Raw genomic sequence first — 18,477 nt, 5'->3', positions numbered from 1 at the left:
ATCTGTTATGGAATATATATTGATATTTATCGCCGCGGTTTTTGTTAATAATGTGGTATTGGCACAATTCCTTGGTATTTGCCCCTTCTTAGGCGTATCGAAGAAAGTGAGCACGGCTGCCGGTATGGGTGCCGCTGTGACCTTTGTGTTGACGATAGCTACCCTGGTGACCTTCCTGATACAAAAATATGTCTTGGATGCCTATGGCCTGGGTTATATGCAAACAATCGCTTTTATTCTGGTGATTGCCGCTTTGGTGCAGTTGATGGAAATCGTTTTGAAAAAAGTTTCTCCCTCTCTTTACCAGGCGTTGGGTGTGTTTCTTCCTTTGATTACCACCAACTGCTGTGTGCTTGGGGTGGCTATTTTGGTTATTCAGAAAGACTATAATTTATTACAGGCAATTGTTTATGCGGTGTCGACAGCCATTGGATTTGCCTTGGCTTTGATTATCTTTGCAGGTATTAGAGAACAACTGGAAATGACTCACTTGCCAAAAGGCTTGAAAGGTATTCCTATCGCCTTGATTACCGCCGGTTTGCTGGCAATGGCTTTTATGGGTTTCTCCGGTATTGTCTAAACGACTGTAACGATTTTCAAAAAAACAACCAAAATGAAGAAAAAAATTTTAGTAACAGGAGGAACCGGTTACATTGGCTCGCACACCGTCGTGGAACTGCAAAATGCCGGCTACGAAGTGGTTATTATCGACAACCTGTCGAACTCCAACATCGAAGTGTTGGATGGTATTGAGAAAATTACCGGCATTCGCCCTGTGTTTGCCAAACTTGACTTGAATGACAAAGAGGGGCTGCGTGATGTGTTGAAATCGAACCCGGGTATCCAGGGCATTATTCACTTCGCAGCCAGTAAAGCCGTTGGCGAGTCTGTGCACAAGCCGTTGCTTTATTACCGTAACAACATCGTGACCTTAGTCAATCTCTTGGATCTGATGCCTGAGTTCGATATCAAGGGAATCGTATTCTCTTCCTCTTGTACGGTTTACGGACAGCCTGATATTCTTCCCGTAACAGAAGATGCTCCTATCAAGCCGGCGCTGTCGCCTTACGGAAACACCAAGCAGATCAACGAAGAGATCATCCGCGACGCGATCTATGCCGAACTGCCTTTTAAGAGCATTATCCTTCGTTATTTCAATCCGATCGGAGCGCATCCGTCGGCAGAGATCGGCGAGTTGCCGAACGGTGTGCCACAAAACCTGGTGCCCTTCGTGACACAGACTGCCATGGGTATCCGCCAGGAACTAAGCGTATTTGGCGACGATTACAACACCCCTGACGGCTCTTGTATCCGCGACTATATCAATGTGGTCGACTTGGCAAAGGCGCACGTGATTGCTATGGATCGCATGTTGGAAAACAAATCGGAAGACAAACTGGAGGTGTTCAACCTGGGAACAGGACGTGGCGTTTCGGTTTTGGAACTGCTCCATGCCTTTGAAGCCGGAACGGGCGTAAAGGTACCCTACAAGATCGTAGCCCGCCGCGAAGGCGATATCGAAAAAGTATGGGCCAACCCCGAACATGCCAACAACGTATTGGGTTGGACGGCTAAAGAGACCGTTGAAGATACCCTGATCACTGCCTGGAACTGGCAAAAACGCCTGCGCGAAAAAGGTATTCAATAAGATACTATACTATCAAAAGAAGAGAGGCTGAACCCCAAAAACAAGGTTCAGCCTCTCTTTTTTAGTACATTCAAATCCCTCTTGATTGTTGTCGATTTTTTTTCTCACCCGCGTGAGAAAAAATTCTCACGCGGGTGAGAATTTTTTTTGTCCTCCCAAAAGAGCCTCACATCCTATTCATATTGCTTCCGCCAATTCTCGTAAAGAGGGTATAATCTGGTCGGTCGACTGTTGTACCAGCTATACCCATTACGGCGTTCGCTGCCAATCTCCTCCAGGTGCTTTCGGGGTATGCCGTCGCGGTCGCAAACAAAAGGTTCGACCTTTTCCAGATCGTAAAACCGTGCCCATATCGGACCCGCTTCGGGATCTTCGACTAAGCGGACGGTTCGTTCTCCATCGATCATCACGCCCCGTTCGTAGCGCATTCCGGTCAGTTTGTAGGTGTCGAACCATTTCATGGCTCCGATGATGGCTTTTTTGACCGACGTGTCCGGGTGGGGGAGGCTCATCAGTAGATCGACAATCGCGGCACTCTCTTGCGAGCAGTAGGAGGGAAGCTCATAGCTGCGCGCCGACGTGGGCAGCAGGGTTTCGCGATCGTGCTGTTGACACCAGATGGTGGGTTCTCCCGCTACGACGATCTGTGTTTTCAGGATGCAAGCAATGCCTCTGTCGAAGGAATCCGATAGGCGCTGCAAAAGAGCTTCATCAAACAGGTCGCCGTCGTAAGGCGATTGGCCGCTCATCATGTCGCGGAATAGGAATAGGATGTTCACAATCGCATCATCGTTGTAGGTAATGGCGACTTGGTAACCGCGTGTCTCCGGCCAGAACTGAGGCCACCCGCCATTGGCATACTGACCGCTCAAGAGATATTCGACCCCTCGGCGAAAAGCCTCCCGGTAGCGCGCTTCCCCGGTTTGTTGATATAAGCGAGCCAGGTAGATCATTTGCATCGTGGTCGCGTTGTTATCGATGGTCGAGTCATCGCGTCGACCCTGTTCTTTCAAGAGCTGCTCACGCTCTTCCTCGCTCAGCTCCCGGGTCATATCAATATTCTTGGGCCACCCACCGGTAGCCCGCTGATAGAGGAGCAATTGATCGCCAATACGGCGTGCCTCCTCGGTTTGGAAAAACGCCTGATCGGTTTCCCGTAGCCTGTTTTGTTTCTCTACACCTTGTTGCGCTGTCAAGGAAAACGAACAGATCGCCAATATAAAAAAGACAAATAGCCAGCCGCCCTGTCGCCCGTTTGATTTATTCACTCGTTTCATAATCCTATTATTTCGATAAAAAGACTTTATATTTATTGGCTGTAAATGTAATCCTATTTATCATTCAAAGAGACATAATTCTTCTTATATGTTTATCTTTGGTTCCGATATAATTCGACTCTCTAAAACAAATTTGTAAAGACCATGAAAAGAAGAAGATTTGTAAAAACCGCCGGTGCGTTAGCCTTTATACCGGCTGTTAAAAGTTGGAGTTCATCCACCCCGGCCAAGAAAGCCGATAGCAAAGAGATTTACGAATGGCGTTTCTATACGCTGAAAGGCGAAGGCGATCGGTTGGATGCCTTCTACCGGGACACGTTCATCCCTGCCTTCAAGCGCTTCGGCATCAAGGTGGGCGCTTTTGCTCCTCATCAAAAAGGAGAGAAAGATATGCGTTATTATCTGTTTATCTACCCCGACATGGCCACCTACCTGCAGGTTAAAGAGGGTATATGGACAGACACCTCCTTCCGGGAAAAAGCACAACCTTTCTACGAGCAAACAGCGCCAAATCCTATTTATGAAAACATGGAAACGTTCCTATGCGAGGCATTCGACAAGATCCCTGTTCACCGGCTTCCGGAAAAAGAACGTGGCTTGTTTGAAATCCGCCTCTACTGGAGTCCCAACGAAGAGGCTAACCGCCGAAAGGTGGCGATGTTTAATAAGGATGAAATCGACATTTTCGATAAAACAGGCATTAATTCGGTCTGCTACGGGAACATACTGGCCGGTCCCCGTATGCCGGCCTTGATCTACCTCACCTGGTATAAAAATGTTGAAGCCCGCACGGAAGCCTGGCGTCAGTTCGGCATCCACCCCGACTGGCAACGCATCAAAGGACTACCCGAATATGCCCATACTGCCACTGCCAACAAGAGCATCCTACTCACCCCATTGGCCTATTCCGCGTTGTAGGGGGCTATTCGGTTTGTATAACCTGAACGGTTGAGGCCCTTTTTAATAAAGAGCCTTACCCGTTTTCAGGCCGGCCTTAATGATATACACTCCCCGGGTAGATAGATTTACTTTCACATCATTGCTTCCGGCAATGCCTTGATAGACAAGAATACCGGAAAGGGTATATACCGACCAGGTTTCTCCGGCAGTAAGGTTGCTGATATACAATATCACCTAATTCAATGTCGGGAGCCGTTACCGTGATCCCGGTCTGTCTGCTTATACTATTGTTGATATAAAAAGCAATCATCAAAAAAGGCTTTGAGATGAAGCTGATTTGATTAGCTTATATCTAATAATCAACCTTAAAATAGGTAAGTATCTCTTTGTATCTGTCTTGGGCTGTCAGGCAGGTGTCAATTAGATAGCCTTGTGTTTTTTCCCATTCTTGCAATCCGCGATAATAGAACCATTTGAGATCTTCATCGATAATAAATGGTACTATGTTATTGGCCAGGCACTCCTTAAACATGATAAGGCGCCCTATACGCCCGTTTCCGTCTTGAAATGGGTGTATAGATTCAAATTTGTAATGAAACTCAATGATATCCTCAATCGCTTTGTCCTTTCGAGAATGGTAGTTGTTGAGTAGTTCTTTCATCGTGTTTTGAATCTCTTCCGGTGGGCATGTTTTTATTCCCCCCACTTCGTTTGGTAATTTCTTATAATCGCCTACCTGGAACCATTCTTTTCGGCTATCCGAAGTGCTGGATTTAAGTATATAGTGTAACTCTTTTATAAACGATTCGGTTAACTTTGATTTTGCCTTTTCTATAATCAGATCAATACAGCGGAAGTGGTTGGATGTTTCGATTATGTCATCCACATTAATCGCTTCATGGGTTATCCCAATTGTGTTTGTTTCGAAGATATAACGCGTTTGTTCCTCTGTTAGTTTACTTCCTTCAATACGATTGGAGTTGTAGGTTAAGTCAATCTGTGTACGATGGTAAATGCCTCCTTTTAGTTTCATATCCTTTTGTTCTTTAAGGACATTGAGCAGCAAATTATCACTGAATCGACTACTCTTTTTTTGTGGCAAAAGAGCCTCCTCTGGTATATTCCATGTTTTACCTGTTAGGAAAGCCCCTTTTATTTTTCCTGTCGCACAATAATTGCGAACCGTTCTTTCGGGAAGGCCCCATTTTTCCGCAAATTGACTGACTGATAAATGCTGCATAAATGTAAGAATTTGCTGTTATCGGCAAGTTTTATTTGAATTATCTCTCAAATATAGCTGTTTTTGCCGATAACGGCAAGCTGCTCTCGCGCTTTCTCCCATTTAAATACAAAAAAAGAGCCGCAAATTTGCGACTCTTTCGATTTTGTTGCGGAGGCAAGACTCGAACTTACGACCTTTGGGTTATGAGCCCAACGAGCTACCACTGCTCCACTCCGCGATATAGTAGCAATCATTCCTGATTGCGAGTGCAAAGATAGGGATGTTTTTCTATAATGCAAAATTATCGTAAGTTTTTTTCATTTGGCTTGCTTATTCGCTCGTGAATACATACTTTTGCGCACAGATTTAAACAAAATGTGCAATTTTACCCTATGACTGTATCAAAGACACGTGATATGTTGGTGGATGTCGCTCGACAATTATTTGCCCGTATGGGGGTGGATAATACGACGATGAACGATATTGCACACGCTTCGAAAAAAGGGCGCCGCACCCTTTATACCTATTTTAAAAATAAGAACGAAGTCTATCTGGCTGTTGTTGAGTCGGAATTGAACAAGCTCTACATGATGTTGCTCGATGTTGCCGGGAAAGATCTGCCGGCCGACGAGAAACTGATCAACTTCATCTATACCCGTCTGGACACGATCAAATCCCTTGTTTTTCGGAACGGAACACTCCGTGCCACCTTCTTCCGCGATATATGGCGGGTGGAGAAGGTGCGTAAGAACTTCGACCTGCGCGAGATCGATATCATCAAAACGATCCTGGACGACGGGGTACGGGAAGGGGTCTTTCAGATGCCGGATACCGATGTGACCGCCTTGGTGCTTCACCACAGTCTGAAAGGGCTGGAGGTGCCTTATATCCGGGGCGTAATGGGCGACACGATTCAGCAGCGGATCAAGCGGCGTGACAATGTTATCAATTTGGTTTTTAACGGAATTAAGATTTAACAATACCGATTTATGCCGGCCTAAAGCAAACTCTGTGGCTTGTCCCGGATATAAATCTAAAATCATAATTTAAATAGAATGTTTATCAATGCCAGCGGTTATTACATCCCTGAGGAACGGGTGGATAACCAACATTTTTTAGAATTAAACGGGCTGACCAGTGAGTGGATCGAACAACGCACCGGTATCAAGACCCGATCGAAAGCCAAGCCTGAGGAGAATATCAACACGATGAGTATGGAGGCGCTGAAACAAGCCTTACCGGAACTTTCCTATGATATTACAGAGGTAGACTTAATTATTCAGGCGTCTTATTCGCCTTATGATACGGTGGCCACGGGTGCCCATGTGGTGCAGCGGGAATATAATATAGTGGGTGCGAAAGCGCTCTATATTTCTTCGGCCTGCTCTTCGTTTGTGAATGCCCTGGAGGTAGTGGAAGGCTACTTCAGCATGGGGAAAGCAACGAAAGCGCTGATTCTTTCCGCCGATAAGAACTCCGCTTATTACAACGAAACGGATCCGAAATCGGGACACTTATGGGGGGATGCCGCAACGGCCTTCTTTATCTCGAAAGAGCGGATGAGTGAAAAGGATGTGGAGATCCTCGAGGTGGTGACACAGGGGTTGGGTCATATCGGAAAAGGACCCGAAGGGGTGCAACTGCGTCCGCGCGACGGCGGTATCATGATGCCGGAGGGGCGTGATGTGTTTATCCAGGCCTGTACCTATATGCCGAAGAACGCGCTCTATCTTTTAGAGAACAACGGATACACGCTGAACGACCTGACCTATTTCATCGGACACCAGGCCAATATGCGCATTATGTCGAATATTGCCAAGCAGTTGGAATTGCCGGAGGAGAAGTTTCTCAGCAATATCGAGGAATTGGGTAATACCGGTTCGGTCAGCTCCGCGTTGGTGTATGCGCAATATGCGAAGAGTTTCAAGAAAGGCGATATCGTTTGTATCACCGTATTCGGAGGAGGCTATTCCGCCGGCGCGGCGTTGATGAAGGTATAGCGATCTCTCTCCCACCTCCCCGAAGGGGGAGGCTTTAGAAAAGGACTATTGATAAATAAATTATAACCGCCTATCCAACATTCCTTTCGAGGAGACAGGTAAGGCAAAGAATGAGTATTATGAAGTTATTAGAAGGTAAAGTAGCTATCGTGACCGGTGCCGCACGTGGTATCGGTAAAGCGATCGCATTGAAATTCGCAGCTGAAGGTGCTGCTGTTGCATTTACTGATTTGGCTATCGACGACAATGCGTTGGCTACTCAGCAGGAATTGGAAGCGTTTGGCGTGAAAGCAAAAGGCTATGCCTCGAACGCGGCTAATTTTGAAGACACACATGCGGTAGTCGCTGAGATCGTGAAAGAATTCGGACGCGTAGATATCCTGGTGAACAACGCCGGTATTACCCGCGACGGTCTGATGATGCGTATGAGCGAACAACAATGGGATATGGTGATCAATGTGAACCTGAAATCAGCATTCAACTTCGTGCACGCCCTGACACCGGTGATGATGAAGCAAAAGGCTGGTAGCATCATCAATATGGCTTCTGTGGTAGGTGTATCCGGAAATGCCGGACAGGCTAACTATTCTGCCTCCAAAGCAGGTATGATTGGGCTAGCTAAGAGCATCGCCAAAGAATTGGGCTCACGTGGTATCCGTGCCAATGCCATCGCTCCGGGCTTTATCATCACGGAGATGACCGATGTGTTGTCAGACGAAGTGAAAGCCGAATGGGCAAAGCAGATTCCGTTGCGCCGTGGCGGTACGCCGGAAGATGTGGCTAATGTGGCTACTTTCCTTGCTTCCGATATGTCATCCTATGTAACCGGACAGGTTATTCTGGTTGACGGAGGGATGAACTAACAAATTGTTAATGATGAATTATGAATTATGAATGTAGGACGCTCATAATTCATAATTCATAATTCATAATTTCCTTTGGACGTTATTTACGAAGACAACCACCTGATTGCGGTCAGTAAGACCGGTAATGAGATTGTGCAGGGGGATAAGACGGGCGACAAGCCGCTGTCCGAACAGTTGAAATCCTGGCTGAAAGAGAAATACCAGAAGCCGGGTAATGTGTTCGTTGGCGTGGCGCATCGGTTGGATCGTCCTGTAAGCGGGGTGGTGTTGTTTGCCAAAACCAGTAAGGCGCTGGCACGATTGAATGAGATGTTTCGCAACGGGGAGGTGAAGAAGACCTATTGGGCTATCGTCAAGAACCGCCCACCCCAGGAGGAGGGTGAACTGGTGAACTGGCTGGTACGCAATGAGAAACAGAACAAAAGCTACGCCTACGACGCGGAAAAACCAAACAGTAAAAAGGCGATTCTCCACTACAAATTAATCGCTGCCTCTGATAACTATTTCCTATTAGAGATCGATCTGAAGACAGGACGTCATCACCAGATACGTGTACAGTTGGCCAATATGGGATGCCCTATCAAGGGAGATCTGAAATACGGCTTCGACCGCTCCAATAAAGACGGGGGTATCAGCCTGCATGCCCGCAATGCGTCGTTTATCCATCCGGTAAGCAAAGAGCCGATTAGCATTACAGCTCCTGTCCCTTCCGATACACTTTGGCAGGCATTAAGCCCAAACGCATAAAAAAAGCTCCGCGACCTAAGCCGCAGAGCCTGTTTGTATCTTCGGATTATTGTCCGGTTATTCCACGATTTCTACTCGCTCGATCACAATATTTTCCAACGGACGATCCTGGCTGTTGGTCTTGGCCTGTTCGATCTTCTCGACCACTTCGATGCCTTCGATCACCTCTCCGTAGACCGTGTAGTCGCCATCCAGGAAAGGTGTGCCACCAACCGTTTGATACGCCTTGCGCACCTCTTCCGGCAGGGCGAAGTCGGCCGATTGTTTCTCAGCTTCCAATTGTGCTTTTCCGATAAGCGTATCGCGGAGAATCATCAACTCTTCTTTCTCTCCACTTTGGTAAAGCTCTTTGATTTTCGGTCTGTATTCCGTTTGCAGACGATTGAATATCTGCTGCACCAACTGGCCTTGTTTTTGCTTTTCCAGTTGTTTGATCTCCGCATCGGAATAGACTTTCCCGGTCACGATATAGAACTGGGAAGCCGAAGAGGCCTTCTCCGGATTCACGGCATCACCGGTACGGGCGGCGCTTAAGGCGCCTTTCTTGTGGAAATATTTGGGGTAATTGAATTCCGCCGGTACGGTATAACCCAGGTCGCCAGCGCCCAGCTGCTTATTGATCGGCGCATCCTTGGAGGTGACATCGCCACCCTGCACCATAAACTCCCGGATCACCCGATGGAACAATAGGCCATTGTAGGTGCCCTCTTTGGCTAATTTCAGGAAATTATCGCGATGTTGCGGCGTTTCGTTGTATAACTTAAGTGTGATAGCCCCCAGGGAGGTATGCAAAACCACCTTCGGCTCCGATTGATTATTCTCCATATTTTTTACAGTAATTAATTGGTAATAGTCATTGACTTGATCTTGATATTCTTCAGCGGACGATCCTCTTCGTTGGTTTCGACAAACTGCATTTTCTCCACCACCTTGATGCCGCTGACCACTTCGCCGAACACCGTGTATTCGCCATCCAGGTGGGGCGTGCCGCCTTCAAGCATATAGGCCTCTCGCTGTTCCGGCGTCAGGGTCTTTCCTTCGTTCTTTTCGATCTTATCCAGTTCCATTTCTGTGAAATGTTTTCCGGTTACGATATAGAATTGGGTAGCAGAAGAGGCCCTCTCCGGGTTCTCGTTGTCGCCGACACGGGCGGCACACAGGGCACCCCGCTTGTGGAAGTATTGCGGATAGACAATCTCCGCCGGAATCGTATAGCCCGGATCGCCATCGCCTAAGTGGGTCTCAAGCGGCGCGTTGCGGGAATTGATATCGCCACCCTGCACCATAAACTGGCGGATAACGCGATGAAACAATAGACCCTGATACTGGTTCTCATTCACATTCTTCAGGAAGTTATCCCGATGCAGTGGCGTCTCGTTGTAAAGCTTTACCTTGATCTTCCCCATATCCGTGTCGATCAACACCATAACCTCTTTCTCTCCTTGCGCATGCGCTGCGGAACATGCCAACACACAAAGTAACACAATAGCTAATACACGTTTCATCATCGATTTGTTTATGTGATTATTCAGCAAAAATAAGCATAAATAATAAGAAAAAGGCAGACCTTTTTGGAAGTCTGCCTTATTGCGTTTGCGATTATACACTTTTTTCGATGTCTGCACCCGATTGTAATTGATCGGATGTCCATGGTTCTCGATCTCAGCCTCCCGGCTGCCTCTACGGTTTGCCTTGATGTAATCGAGCTGGCCGTAGACCTTTGTTTTCTTCTTTTTCATCGTAAAACAACATTAAATTCATTCATATATCAATGCTTCTCTTCTTTATCCCAAGGGTAGATACGCTTGGGATTCCTTGGAAACCAACCTTTCCGTATGCGTTCTTCCTGTTCGAATAATTCTTTGATCGACCAGAAAGAGGAAAAGGCAAACACGCCACAAATGGCCGACCACATCACCTGTTCGATGAAAAGAGCCGCCGCCACGCCCGCGATGCCAAAGGCAAGAAAGAGCCACCAGCAACGGGTGCCCCAGTAATATTCCGCCTTTATCACGATGGGGTGAAACAACCCGATCACCAGAAAGGTGGCAATTCCTATGATCAATCCTTCAAAGTGAATCATGTTTTTCGTTTTAGTTCTAAAAAAAGAGGCATCTTGCTGTCACAAGATGCCTCTGCATATCGTAAAGAAATATCTTTTCTTATTCAGCAGGAACCTCCTCTTGTGCGGGAGCTTCTGTCGGTTGAGCTGTTCCGAAGTCAGGAGCGATGATGCTCGGGTCAATGGTAACCGCTTCGTTTATCTGTTGACGAATTTCTGATTGAGCCGCTTGCTGTCCGCGTGGAATAAAAGCTGTGATCAGGATACTTAATACAATAACCGTTCCGGCTAATCCCCAAGTTGCTTTTTCCAGGAAATCTGTGGTTTTGCGAACACCCATAATCTGGTTAGAAGAAGAGAATCCTGCTGCCAGACCTCCGCCTTTCGAATTCTGAATCAACACGATCAATATCAGAAGTACTGCGGCTATCAGGATCAATACGGCAATAAATACATACATGTTAGTTATCTTTTTTAGTGTTAATAATCAATTTTTCCAAAAACCTAATTTGGTCTGCAAAGTAAATACTTTTTTCCGGATAATTCAAGCGTAACGTTTTAATTATTTGCAAAGCTTTCTCATAACGTTTCTGTTTGACATAAATCCGGGCCAGTGTTTCGGTGAAATAGGAGTCGTCCATCGCTTCAGGCTCCAATTCGTTCTCCGTTAAATCGATAGACGCGTTCGCTTCTTCCATGTTTGGCTCTTCCGGTAGAAGCCGGCGGTTTGTCTCGCGTGTCTCCTCTTCCCGGATAAAGGAGTCGATCAGATCCTGGTGTTGCATCGGATTGGTCTCAGAACTGTTTGCCGGCATATTCTTTTCCGACATAGCCCAGAAAACATAATCGGAAGAGACCGATGGCTGGAATAAGAGGGTTGATTTCGGTTGTCCGTTTTGCTGTTCGAAAGAGGAAAGAAAGGAGTCTATCAATGAGAAATCTTTCTCATTCTCTTCCGGCTGAAGGGTTGTTTGAGGGAGAAGGCCATAGTGTTCTCCTTCTATATATAGGAATAATTTTTTTCTATCCGGCAGGTAGATCGACATCCGTTGCAATTCCTGTCCGAAACGGATGTCTTCTGTCATGGCCAGGTTCTTTAGGTAAAGCGCCCGTGCCGTCTGAAACCAGGGAAAATCTTCGATAATCGCTTTCCACTCCGCGAGCGTCGTTTCCGAAAGCTGCGAAGCATCCTGCATAAACCGATAGATATCCTCTGTCTTCATATTTACTTAAAAGGGGAAGGGTTACCAGTTAGCCACTGTGGCGTTAAAAATCTGGTCGTTGATCTCTTCAATGATCTCCGCGTTCAGGCTCTCTTCCACGTCGTTGAGCATCTGGGTGGCCGGGTATTCGCGGTAGGCGGAGAAGGTCTGTTCGAAATCTTTGTCGGGCTCATGTTTGTTTGTATAGCGCACCCGCACCGTCACCGTCAATTTCGAGCTGGAAGCAAATGCATCTTCCTGTACCGCCATAGGGGTTTCATCATATCCGACAATCTCGCCCTCGATCTCCAAGTCACCATTCTGTTGCACCTGCTGCAGACGTGTTTTCCGGTTGTAGAGGTCTTTCATCTCTTCCGTCAGCGTTTGCGAAAGGGGAGGGTAGACGCGGGGTGCCTGGTTAGGGAAATCATGGATCGTAATGGTCTTGATCACATCGTAGTTGATCGATGCCGCGTTGAACTTGTAAGAGATCGTGCAAGCCGTTACCAATAAAAGAGCCAATACGGCCGTTATAGCCGTTATACGTTTGATTTGCATATTTATTCGAGGTTATATTCTTTGATTTTCCGATAGAGCGTACGTTCCGAAATGTTCAGGTCGGCTGCCGCGCTCTTGCGCCGGCCGTTATGGCGTTTCAATGCTTTGCGTATGTTTTCCTTCTCCTGCTCTTCCGGTGATAAGTCTTCCACCTCTTCGGCTTCCTGAATGGCTGCTTCGGGAGGAGCCGGGGCGATAGGGTGGCGGCTGTAGTCTTCGTGGGGCACAGCGGCAGGGATGTTGCCAGCCATAATGTCGTGAACCAATTTCTTTAGTTCGGATACATCTTTTTTCATGTCGAAGAGCACCTGATACAGAATCTCTCGCTCGCTATTGAATGTGCGCTGTTCGTTTTCTGATCGCATCAGGACGGGCAGCTTCTGAACAGATAGGTCGGGCAGGTATTCGCGTAATACCTCGGCGGTCACATCTCTGTTTTCTTCGATCACGGAAAGGCGTTCGGTGATATTCTTCAATTCACGCACATTTCCCGGCCAGCGATAGGAGGTAAGGAGCTGTTTAGCCTCCTCGTCCAGACGGATGGAGGGCATATGGTATTTCTCGGCACAGTCGCCGGCAAATTTCCGAAACAATAACAGGATATCTTCCGCTCCACGCTCACGCAAGGGCGGCACTTGGATAGGAACCGTGTTTAGTCGGTAGTAGAGGTCTTCCCGGAATTTGCCTTCGCCTACTGCCTGAATCAGGTTTACGTTGGTGGCGGCTACGATACGGACATTTGTTTTCAGTACTTTGGAAGAACCTACCTTGATGAATTCGCCACTCTCTAATACGCGTAGTAGGCGTGCCTGGGTCGGGGTGGGTAGTTCGCCTACCTCATCTAAAAAGATGGTACCTCCATCGGCCACTTCAAAATAACCCTTCCGATCTGCCAGAGCACCGGTGAACGATCCCTTCTCGTGTCCGAAAAGCTCTGAGTCGATCGTTCCTTCGGGGATAGCGCCACAGTTGACAGCGATGTATTGCCCATGCTTGCGCGGGCTGTTTTGATGAAGAATCTGCGGAAAGGTCTCTTTACCTACACCACTCTCGCCGGTGATCAGTACCGAGAGGTCGGTCGGAGCCACCTGAAGGGCTACGTCGATAGCGCGGATCAATCCGGGGGCATTCCCGATAATGCCAAAGCGTTGTTTTATATGTTGTACGTCTACTTTCATAACAAATTCAATAGGTGAAATGGTCACATTTTTCCTTGTCTGACAAAATTACAACATTTAAACGGATGCCGATGGTTTCAAATGCAAAATCATTCGCGGCAAATGACTTTTTGCCCTCTTATCCGGACTTGATATAACGAAGAAAGGGGTTGTCCAAACCTGGACAACCCCTTTTCTACGAGAGCGGAAGACGGGGCTCAAACCCGCGACCCTCAGCTTGGAAGGCTAATGCTCTATCAACTGAGCTACTTCCGCAATGTTAATTGAAAATTGAAAGTTGAGAATTGAAAGTGGTTTGTTGCACTTTCAATTTTTTTATTTTCAATTTTCAACTTGAGCGAGTTCACTCGCTCAAGTGGGCAGTGATGGATTCGAACCACCGAAGTCGAAAGACAGCTGAGTTACAGTCAGCCCCATTTGGCCACTCTGGTAACTGCCCAGAAGTGCGTTTCTCTAAACGCAGTGCAAAGGTAAGATTAATTTCGTAACTTACAAGAAAAATCTGCCATTTTTATTGCGGTTACAGCCGCTTCTTCTCCTTTGTTTCCATATTTTCCTCCGGCACGATCCTCGGCCTGTTGCATGTTGTCGGTGGTTAAAAGCCCGAAAATGAAAGGGATATCGTACATCAGATTGAGCTCGGTTACCCCTTGTGTTACGCTGTCGCATACATAGTCAAAATGTGGGGTATCGCCACGAACAACGCATCCCAATACGATGACCGCGTCTAATTCTTTGCTTTCGGCCATTCGTTTGGCGCCAAAGGTCAATTCAACGCTTCCCGGAACCCGTCCGATCAGGATATTACCCTGTTTTACTCCATGTCTTTCCAGTACATTGCATGCTCCTTCCAGCAGTTTCTCCGTGATGGCACGGTTCCATTCCGCTACGACAATCCCGACGTTCATCTCTGAAGCATCCGGGACACTATTGAAATCATACTCTGATAAGTTTTGATATGCTGTTGCCATATTGTTTTAACTTAAAAGAGGATGTCTCGTTTTGACCAAGACATCCTCTTGAATGTTTTTATTCAGTTGGAATATTTACTTACCTGACTCGTTGGCGCGTGTGATATATTTATCGATATCTGCCGCTTCCATAGAGTTGAAATACTTTTCTTTAATGGTGGTGTATGTCTTTGCCGCTTCTTTGTATTGGCCAAGGCTTTCGTAAGCCAAGCCGGCTTTCTTCAAGTAGGTCGGACTAACCACGCTGTTGTCGGCTTGTTTGGCTGCTTTCTCGAAATAAGAAATGCCCTCTTTCACCTGTCCCATGTTTACATAGCAATCACCAATCTCGCCAATCACAGCCGGAGAGATCATCTGATCTTTCGCACTGAAGCTTTTCAGGCTTTTGATAGCGGCGTCGTTTTCGCCCAGGTGGTAATAGCTAACTCCCGCATAGGCTTTTGCCAGGTTACCGGCTTTTGTACTGCCATATTGTTTGATGATACTTTCAAATCCTTCGTAATCGGCGCCGTTACCATGCAAAGCGACAGCGAATGAGTCGCGCAAAAAGTATTGTTCGCCTTTGAAAAGAGCTGTGTCTGCTTTCTTTTCGCGTGGGAGGATATATCCGTGGCGTACTCCCAAAACGATTGCCACAACAACGGCCACAGCCAACACACCGTACATCAGGTGTTTTGAATATTTTTCTATAAACTGCTCCGAGCGTGAAACGATTTCACCTACTTCTACTTCACTTTTGGTAGCGCCTTTTTTCTTATTGGTAGCCATAATCTATTTAAGATGTTTATTAATTCTTTTCTTCTTCTCCGAAAGCCTTTCCGGATTCAAAGCGCAAAAGTAGTTTTTTTTATGAAATAAACTATACTTACGAGCTATATTTTTTTAATTTTGTACGATTAAAACAGCGCGGATGATACTTCAGAAACTTTCTGTTCTCAACTACAAGAATATTCTCCAAACGGAAGTGGCGTTTTCTCCTAAAATGAATTGTTTCTTCGGGAACAACGGCATGGGGAAGACCAATCTCCTGGACGCTATCTATTACCTGTCGTTCTGCAAAAGCCATTTGCATACCAATGAGAGTCAGATTATTCATCAAGACGAAGATACTTGCGTTATCCAGGGTTTTTACGAAACCGACGGGCGAACCGAAGATATCTTTTGCGCCATGCGTCGTCGTCAGCGCAAGCAATTCAAACGCAACAAAAAAGAGTACGACAAACTCTCGGAACATATCGGGTTGATTCCTTTGGTGATGGTCTCGCCGGCCGATGCCAGCCTGATCCAGGGTGGGAGTGAGGAGCGCCGCCGTTTTATGGATATGGTCATCTCCCAGCATGATGTGCCCTACCTGCATGCGCTTATACAATATAATAAGGCGTTGCTTCAACGTAATGCCCTGTTGAAAGAGCAATCGCGCGACTATTCGCTTTACGATGTGATCGAAATGCAGCTCGACCGCTACGCTCTCCAGGTTTATGAGAAGCGCAAACAGTTGATCGAAGAGTTTACCCCTCTTTTCAATCAATACTATCAAACTATTTGTGGCGAGGTGGAAACGGTTGGACTCACCTACCGCTCCCAACTGATGCAGGCCGATCTAAGCGAGCAGTTGGTGAGTAACCGTGAGCGCGATCTGATCCTGGGCTACACCTCTACAGGCATCCACAAAGACGAGTTGGAGATGACGTTAGGCGCCAATCTGATCCGTCGTATTGGCTCGCAGGGGCAGAATAAGACCTATCTGATCGCTCTGAAGCTGGCGCAATATGCCTTCCTGTTAGAGAAAGGAAAGTCGAAACCTATTTTGCTGTTGGACGATTTGTTCGACAAACTGGATGCCAATCGGGTAGAACATATCATTCAACTGGTTAGCAACGATGATTTCGGGCAGATATTCATTACCGACACCAACCGGAAATACCTCGACGAAATATTGGAGAAGACACATCACGATTATTCTCTTTTCCAAGTCGAACAGGGCGAAGTAACCAACCTAACACGGAAAGAATGAAACGCAAGAACACACAAACAATAGGCGAGGTATTGCGCGATTTTATGGCAGAGAACCGCGAGTTGCGCACAAAGATATACGAGACCCGTATCGAACGATCGTGGAACGAGGTGCTCGGTCCGATGGCAACGCGATATACCCGCAGCCTCTATGTGCGCAATGGGGTGCTCTATGTCTCTCTCTCCTCTTCCGTGCTCCGCAGCGAACTCACCCTCTGTCGCGACCGCCTGGTCAAAAGCCTAAACGATCACGCCGGCGACGAAGTGATTAAAGATATTGTGATACGGTAGGCGGGCTATTTGTTGGCTGACCATGCTCAGCCAACTGGTCGACCACGCTGAACCAATTGGCCGACTATGCTCAGCCAACTGGCCGACCTATGTCGGTCAGCAAACTCTCCCGGCATTATGAAAGAAAAGTTGATCCGGATGACTTATCCTGTGATAAAACATTTGGACAAAATGGACAAAATGGACAGAATGGATTTGCATTGTTTAAATTTAATGAGTTATGTTTGTCTATCGAATCGTATCAATAAAGAAAAAGAACAGTTGTTATGAGAAAAATTTGCATGGCAATTATGGCCTGCTTGGTCTGCGTGATGTCATACGCAACCTCCTACACCGTGAAGTATAAAGTGGGGGATTCGCATCGTACGGCCACCCTCAACCTGCAGGGAGGGACTGAGAGCGAAGCAAAGGAAAAACTGATTAAACAGGGTTCTGTCTCCAAAAAGGACAGGGATCGAATTATCATCTTAGAGATAAAAATAAAAGGTAAACAAACAAAAGATCAAGCAAATATGAAAAGTTATGTGGTGAAATTCAAAGTGGGAAATACCTATTCCACAAGAACATTGTCTTTGTATGGAGGCACTGAAAGTGAAGCGATCGAAAAGCTGGTTTCTCAGGGAACGGTGGATCGGAAGCGTAAATCGGAGATTATCATACTTTCGATTACTAAGTCATAGGCATTGAATAGTTACGAAAGAAAAATATCAGTTGAAAACAACATGAAAACAACAAGTCAATTCCTCCCTCTCGGAGCCATTGCCGGTGATATTATCGGCTCGAAGTATGAGTTTAACAATATACATACGTTGGATTTTCCCCTTTTTGACGAACGAAATGAGGTGACGGACGATACGGTGATGACCGTAGCCGTAGGCGAATGGCTATTGACCGGGAAGAATCTCTCCGCGATTCTGCAGGATTATGGGCGACGGTATCCCATTATGAGTTATGGCGTTTCTTTTAGAAGGTGGTTGTATGAGGATGATCCGCAACCCTACAACAGCTGGGGCAATGGATCGGCCATGCGGGTTAGTCTGGTCGGGTGGGCTTTTGACACGCTGGAGGAGACGTTACGTGTGGCGCGAGAGAGTGCGGAGGTTACGCACAATCACCCCGAAGGAATCAAAGGAGCTGAGGCAACGGCGGCTTGTGTCTATTTGGCGCGCATAGGAAAAACAAAAGAGGAGATAAAAGAATACGTAGAAACTACTTTTGGGTATGACCTCCATCGCACTTGTGATCAGATACGTCCGACCTATCAGTTTAATGAAAGTTGCCAGGAGACCGTGCCGGAAGCGATCATTGCCTTCTTGGAAAGTAACGACTTTGAGCATGCCATCCGGTTAGGCATCTCGTTGGGAGGCGATAGCGATACGCTTGCCGCCATTACCGGAGGCATCGCAGAGGCCTACTACAAATCGATCCCCGAGCCTATCCGACAAGAGGTACTCGCCCTCCTTCCGGAGGAGTTTGTGGAGGTGTTGCAGGCGTTTGTTGGTAAGTTTATGCGGTAAACGCAATTGGCGATTAGACAAAAAA

General features: G+C 46.9%; 22 protein-coding genes, 3 tRNA genes and 1 pseudogene. 11 read left to right on the top strand and 15 right to left on the bottom strand.

Features of this window, described 5'->3' with window-relative positions; translation table 11 throughout:
- Positions 1 to 7: 7 nt before the first annotated feature.
- Both rsxA and galE read left to right on the top strand, forming a co-directional pair.
- Positions 8 to 580: an electron transport complex subunit RsxA gene (gene rsxA / locus M2134_RS02400; protein WP_280750319.1), complete on the top strand. Its 573-nt coding sequence runs from the start codon at positions 8 to 10 to the stop codon at positions 578 to 580.
- Between the two features lie 33 nt (positions 581 to 613).
- Entirely contained in the window at positions 614 to 1,648 is a 1,035-nt protein-coding gene (gene galE / locus M2134_RS02395; protein WP_280750320.1) for a UDP-glucose 4-epimerase GalE, read from the top strand.
- 200 nt (positions 1,649 to 1,848) lie between these two features.
- Here the strand turns inward: galE and pelA are convergent.
- Positions 1,849 to 2,925: pseudogene (pelA, locus tag M2134_RS02390) on the bottom strand (pectate lyase); the annotation flags it as partial.
- A gap of 144 nt (positions 2,926 to 3,069) precedes the next feature.
- Here pelA and M2134_RS02385 point away from each other — a divergent pair.
- Positions 3,070 to 3,843 carry an NIPSNAP family protein gene (locus M2134_RS02385; RefSeq protein ID WP_280750322.1) on the top strand — a complete coding sequence of 258 codons (774 nt, stop codon included), beginning with the start codon at positions 3,070 to 3,072 and terminating at the stop codon, positions 3,841 to 3,843.
- Positions 3,844 to 3,885: 42 nt separating this feature from the next.
- Here the strand turns inward: M2134_RS02385 and M2134_RS02380 are convergent, their stop codons facing one another.
- From M2134_RS02380 to M2134_RS02370, 3 genes are all read right to left on the bottom strand, one after another.
- Positions 3,886 to 4,059, bottom strand: a complete 174-nt coding sequence (locus M2134_RS02380; protein WP_280750323.1) for a hypothetical protein — start codon at positions 4,057 to 4,059, stop codon at positions 3,886 to 3,888.
- A 118-nt stretch (positions 4,060 to 4,177) separates the two neighbouring features.
- Positions 4,178 to 5,065, bottom strand: a complete 888-nt coding sequence (locus tag M2134_RS02375; protein ID WP_280750324.1) for a DNA-binding protein — start codon at positions 5,063 to 5,065, stop codon at positions 4,178 to 4,180.
- A gap of 148 nt (positions 5,066 to 5,213) precedes the next feature.
- A tRNA-Met gene (locus M2134_RS02370) sits at positions 5,214 to 5,285 on the bottom strand.
- Positions 5,286 to 5,439: 154 nt separating this feature from the next.
- On the opposite strand from M2134_RS02370, the gene M2134_RS02365 reads away from it, so the two are divergent.
- From M2134_RS02365 to M2134_RS02350, 4 genes are all read left to right on the top strand, one after another.
- Positions 5,440 to 6,024, top strand: a complete 585-nt coding sequence (locus M2134_RS02365; RefSeq protein WP_280750325.1) for a TetR/AcrR family transcriptional regulator — start codon at positions 5,440 to 5,442, stop codon at positions 6,022 to 6,024.
- 78 nt (positions 6,025 to 6,102) lie between these two features.
- Positions 6,103 to 7,047: a ketoacyl-ACP synthase III gene (locus M2134_RS02360; RefSeq protein ID WP_280750326.1), complete on the top strand. Its 945-nt coding sequence runs from the start codon at positions 6,103 to 6,105 to the stop codon at positions 7,045 to 7,047.
- 119 nt (positions 7,048 to 7,166) lie between these two features.
- Entirely contained in the window at positions 7,167 to 7,910 is a 744-nt protein-coding gene (gene fabG / locus M2134_RS02355; protein ID WP_280750327.1) for a 3-oxoacyl-[acyl-carrier-protein] reductase, read from the top strand.
- Between the two features lie 75 nt (positions 7,911 to 7,985).
- Positions 7,986 to 8,660: an RluA family pseudouridine synthase gene (locus M2134_RS02350; protein ID WP_280750328.1), complete on the top strand. Its 675-nt coding sequence runs from the start codon at positions 7,986 to 7,988 to the stop codon at positions 8,658 to 8,660.
- Positions 8,661 to 8,717: 57 nt separating this feature from the next.
- Here M2134_RS02350 and M2134_RS02345 read toward each other — a convergent pair whose 3' ends face one another.
- The 11 genes from M2134_RS02345 to M2134_RS02295 all read right to left on the bottom strand — a co-directional run bounded on the left by M2134_RS02345 (position 8,718) and on the right by M2134_RS02295 (position 15,399).
- Positions 8,718 to 9,485, bottom strand: coding sequence for a peptidylprolyl isomerase (locus tag M2134_RS02345; protein WP_280750329.1), 768 nt, complete (start codon positions 9,483 to 9,485; stop codon positions 8,718 to 8,720).
- Between the two features lie 14 nt (positions 9,486 to 9,499).
- Positions 9,500 to 10,165, bottom strand: a complete 666-nt coding sequence (locus M2134_RS02340; RefSeq protein ID WP_280750403.1) for a peptidylprolyl isomerase — start codon at positions 10,163 to 10,165, stop codon at positions 9,500 to 9,502.
- A 263-nt stretch (positions 10,166 to 10,428) separates the two neighbouring features.
- Complete coding sequence (locus M2134_RS02335; RefSeq protein WP_280750330.1) at positions 10,429 to 10,743, bottom strand: DUF4491 family protein; 315 nt, start codon at positions 10,741 to 10,743, stop codon at positions 10,429 to 10,431.
- A gap of 79 nt (positions 10,744 to 10,822) precedes the next feature.
- Positions 10,823 to 11,182, bottom strand: coding sequence for a preprotein translocase subunit SecG (gene secG, locus M2134_RS02330; protein WP_280750331.1), 360 nt, complete (start codon positions 11,180 to 11,182; stop codon positions 10,823 to 10,825).
- 1 nt (position 11,183) lies between these two features.
- Positions 11,184 to 11,945: a hypothetical protein gene (locus M2134_RS02325; RefSeq protein WP_280750332.1), complete on the bottom strand. Its 762-nt coding sequence runs from the start codon at positions 11,943 to 11,945 to the stop codon at positions 11,184 to 11,186.
- A 21-nt stretch (positions 11,946 to 11,966) separates the two neighbouring features.
- Positions 11,967 to 12,482, bottom strand: coding sequence for an LptE family protein (locus M2134_RS02320; RefSeq protein WP_280750333.1), 516 nt, complete (start codon positions 12,480 to 12,482; stop codon positions 11,967 to 11,969).
- A gap of 2 nt (positions 12,483 to 12,484) precedes the next feature.
- On the bottom strand, positions 12,485 to 13,660 hold the full coding sequence (locus M2134_RS02315) for a sigma-54 dependent transcriptional regulator (RefSeq protein WP_280750334.1): 1,176 nt from the start codon (positions 13,658 to 13,660) through the stop codon (positions 12,485 to 12,487).
- Between the two features lie 182 nt (positions 13,661 to 13,842).
- Positions 13,843 to 13,915 (bottom strand) — tRNA-Gly (locus tag M2134_RS02310).
- A 101-nt stretch (positions 13,916 to 14,016) separates the two neighbouring features.
- Positions 14,017 to 14,099: transfer RNA gene (locus tag M2134_RS02305), tRNA-Tyr, on the bottom strand.
- Positions 14,100 to 14,136: 37 nt separating this feature from the next.
- A complete protein-coding gene (ribH, locus tag M2134_RS02300) occupies positions 14,137 to 14,631 on the bottom strand; it encodes a 6,7-dimethyl-8-ribityllumazine synthase (RefSeq protein ID WP_280750335.1) in 495 nt (164 codons plus the stop codon).
- Between the two features lie 75 nt (positions 14,632 to 14,706).
- Positions 14,707 to 15,399 (bottom strand): tetratricopeptide repeat protein, encoded by a 693-nt coding sequence (locus M2134_RS02295; RefSeq protein WP_280750336.1) that lies wholly within the window; start codon positions 15,397 to 15,399, stop codon positions 14,707 to 14,709.
- A 142-nt stretch (positions 15,400 to 15,541) separates the two neighbouring features.
- On the opposite strand from M2134_RS02295, the gene recF reads away from it, so the two are divergent.
- The 4 genes from recF (at position 15,542) to M2134_RS02275 (ending at position 18,452) form a co-directional block, all read left to right on the top strand.
- Positions 15,542 to 16,645, top strand: coding sequence for a DNA replication and repair protein RecF (recF, locus tag M2134_RS02290; protein WP_280750337.1), 1,104 nt, complete (start codon positions 15,542 to 15,544; stop codon positions 16,643 to 16,645).
- Positions 16,642 to 16,935 carry a DUF721 domain-containing protein gene (locus M2134_RS02285; RefSeq protein ID WP_280750338.1) on the top strand — a complete coding sequence of 98 codons (294 nt, stop codon included), beginning with the start codon at positions 16,642 to 16,644 and terminating at the stop codon, positions 16,933 to 16,935. Before recF ends, M2134_RS02285 begins: the two co-directional genes overlap by 4 nt.
- A 266-nt stretch (positions 16,936 to 17,201) precedes the next feature.
- A complete protein-coding gene (locus tag M2134_RS02280) occupies positions 17,202 to 17,615 on the top strand; it encodes a hypothetical protein (RefSeq protein WP_280750339.1) in 414 nt (137 codons plus the stop codon).
- A gap of 42 nt (positions 17,616 to 17,657) precedes the next feature.
- Complete coding sequence (locus tag M2134_RS02275) at positions 17,658 to 18,452, top strand: ADP-ribosylglycohydrolase family protein (RefSeq protein ID WP_280750340.1); 795 nt, start codon at positions 17,658 to 17,660, stop codon at positions 18,450 to 18,452.
- Positions 18,453 to 18,477: the final 25 nt, after the last annotated feature.

The sequence above is a fragment of the Parabacteroides sp. PM6-13 genome, from assembly GCF_029892605.1.
Taxonomy (GTDB): Bacteria; Bacteroidota; Bacteroidia; order Bacteroidales; family Tannerellaceae; genus QVMG01.
The sequence above is the reverse complement of the archived record's forward strand: the minus strand, read 5'-3'. Positions and strand labels throughout refer to the sequence as shown.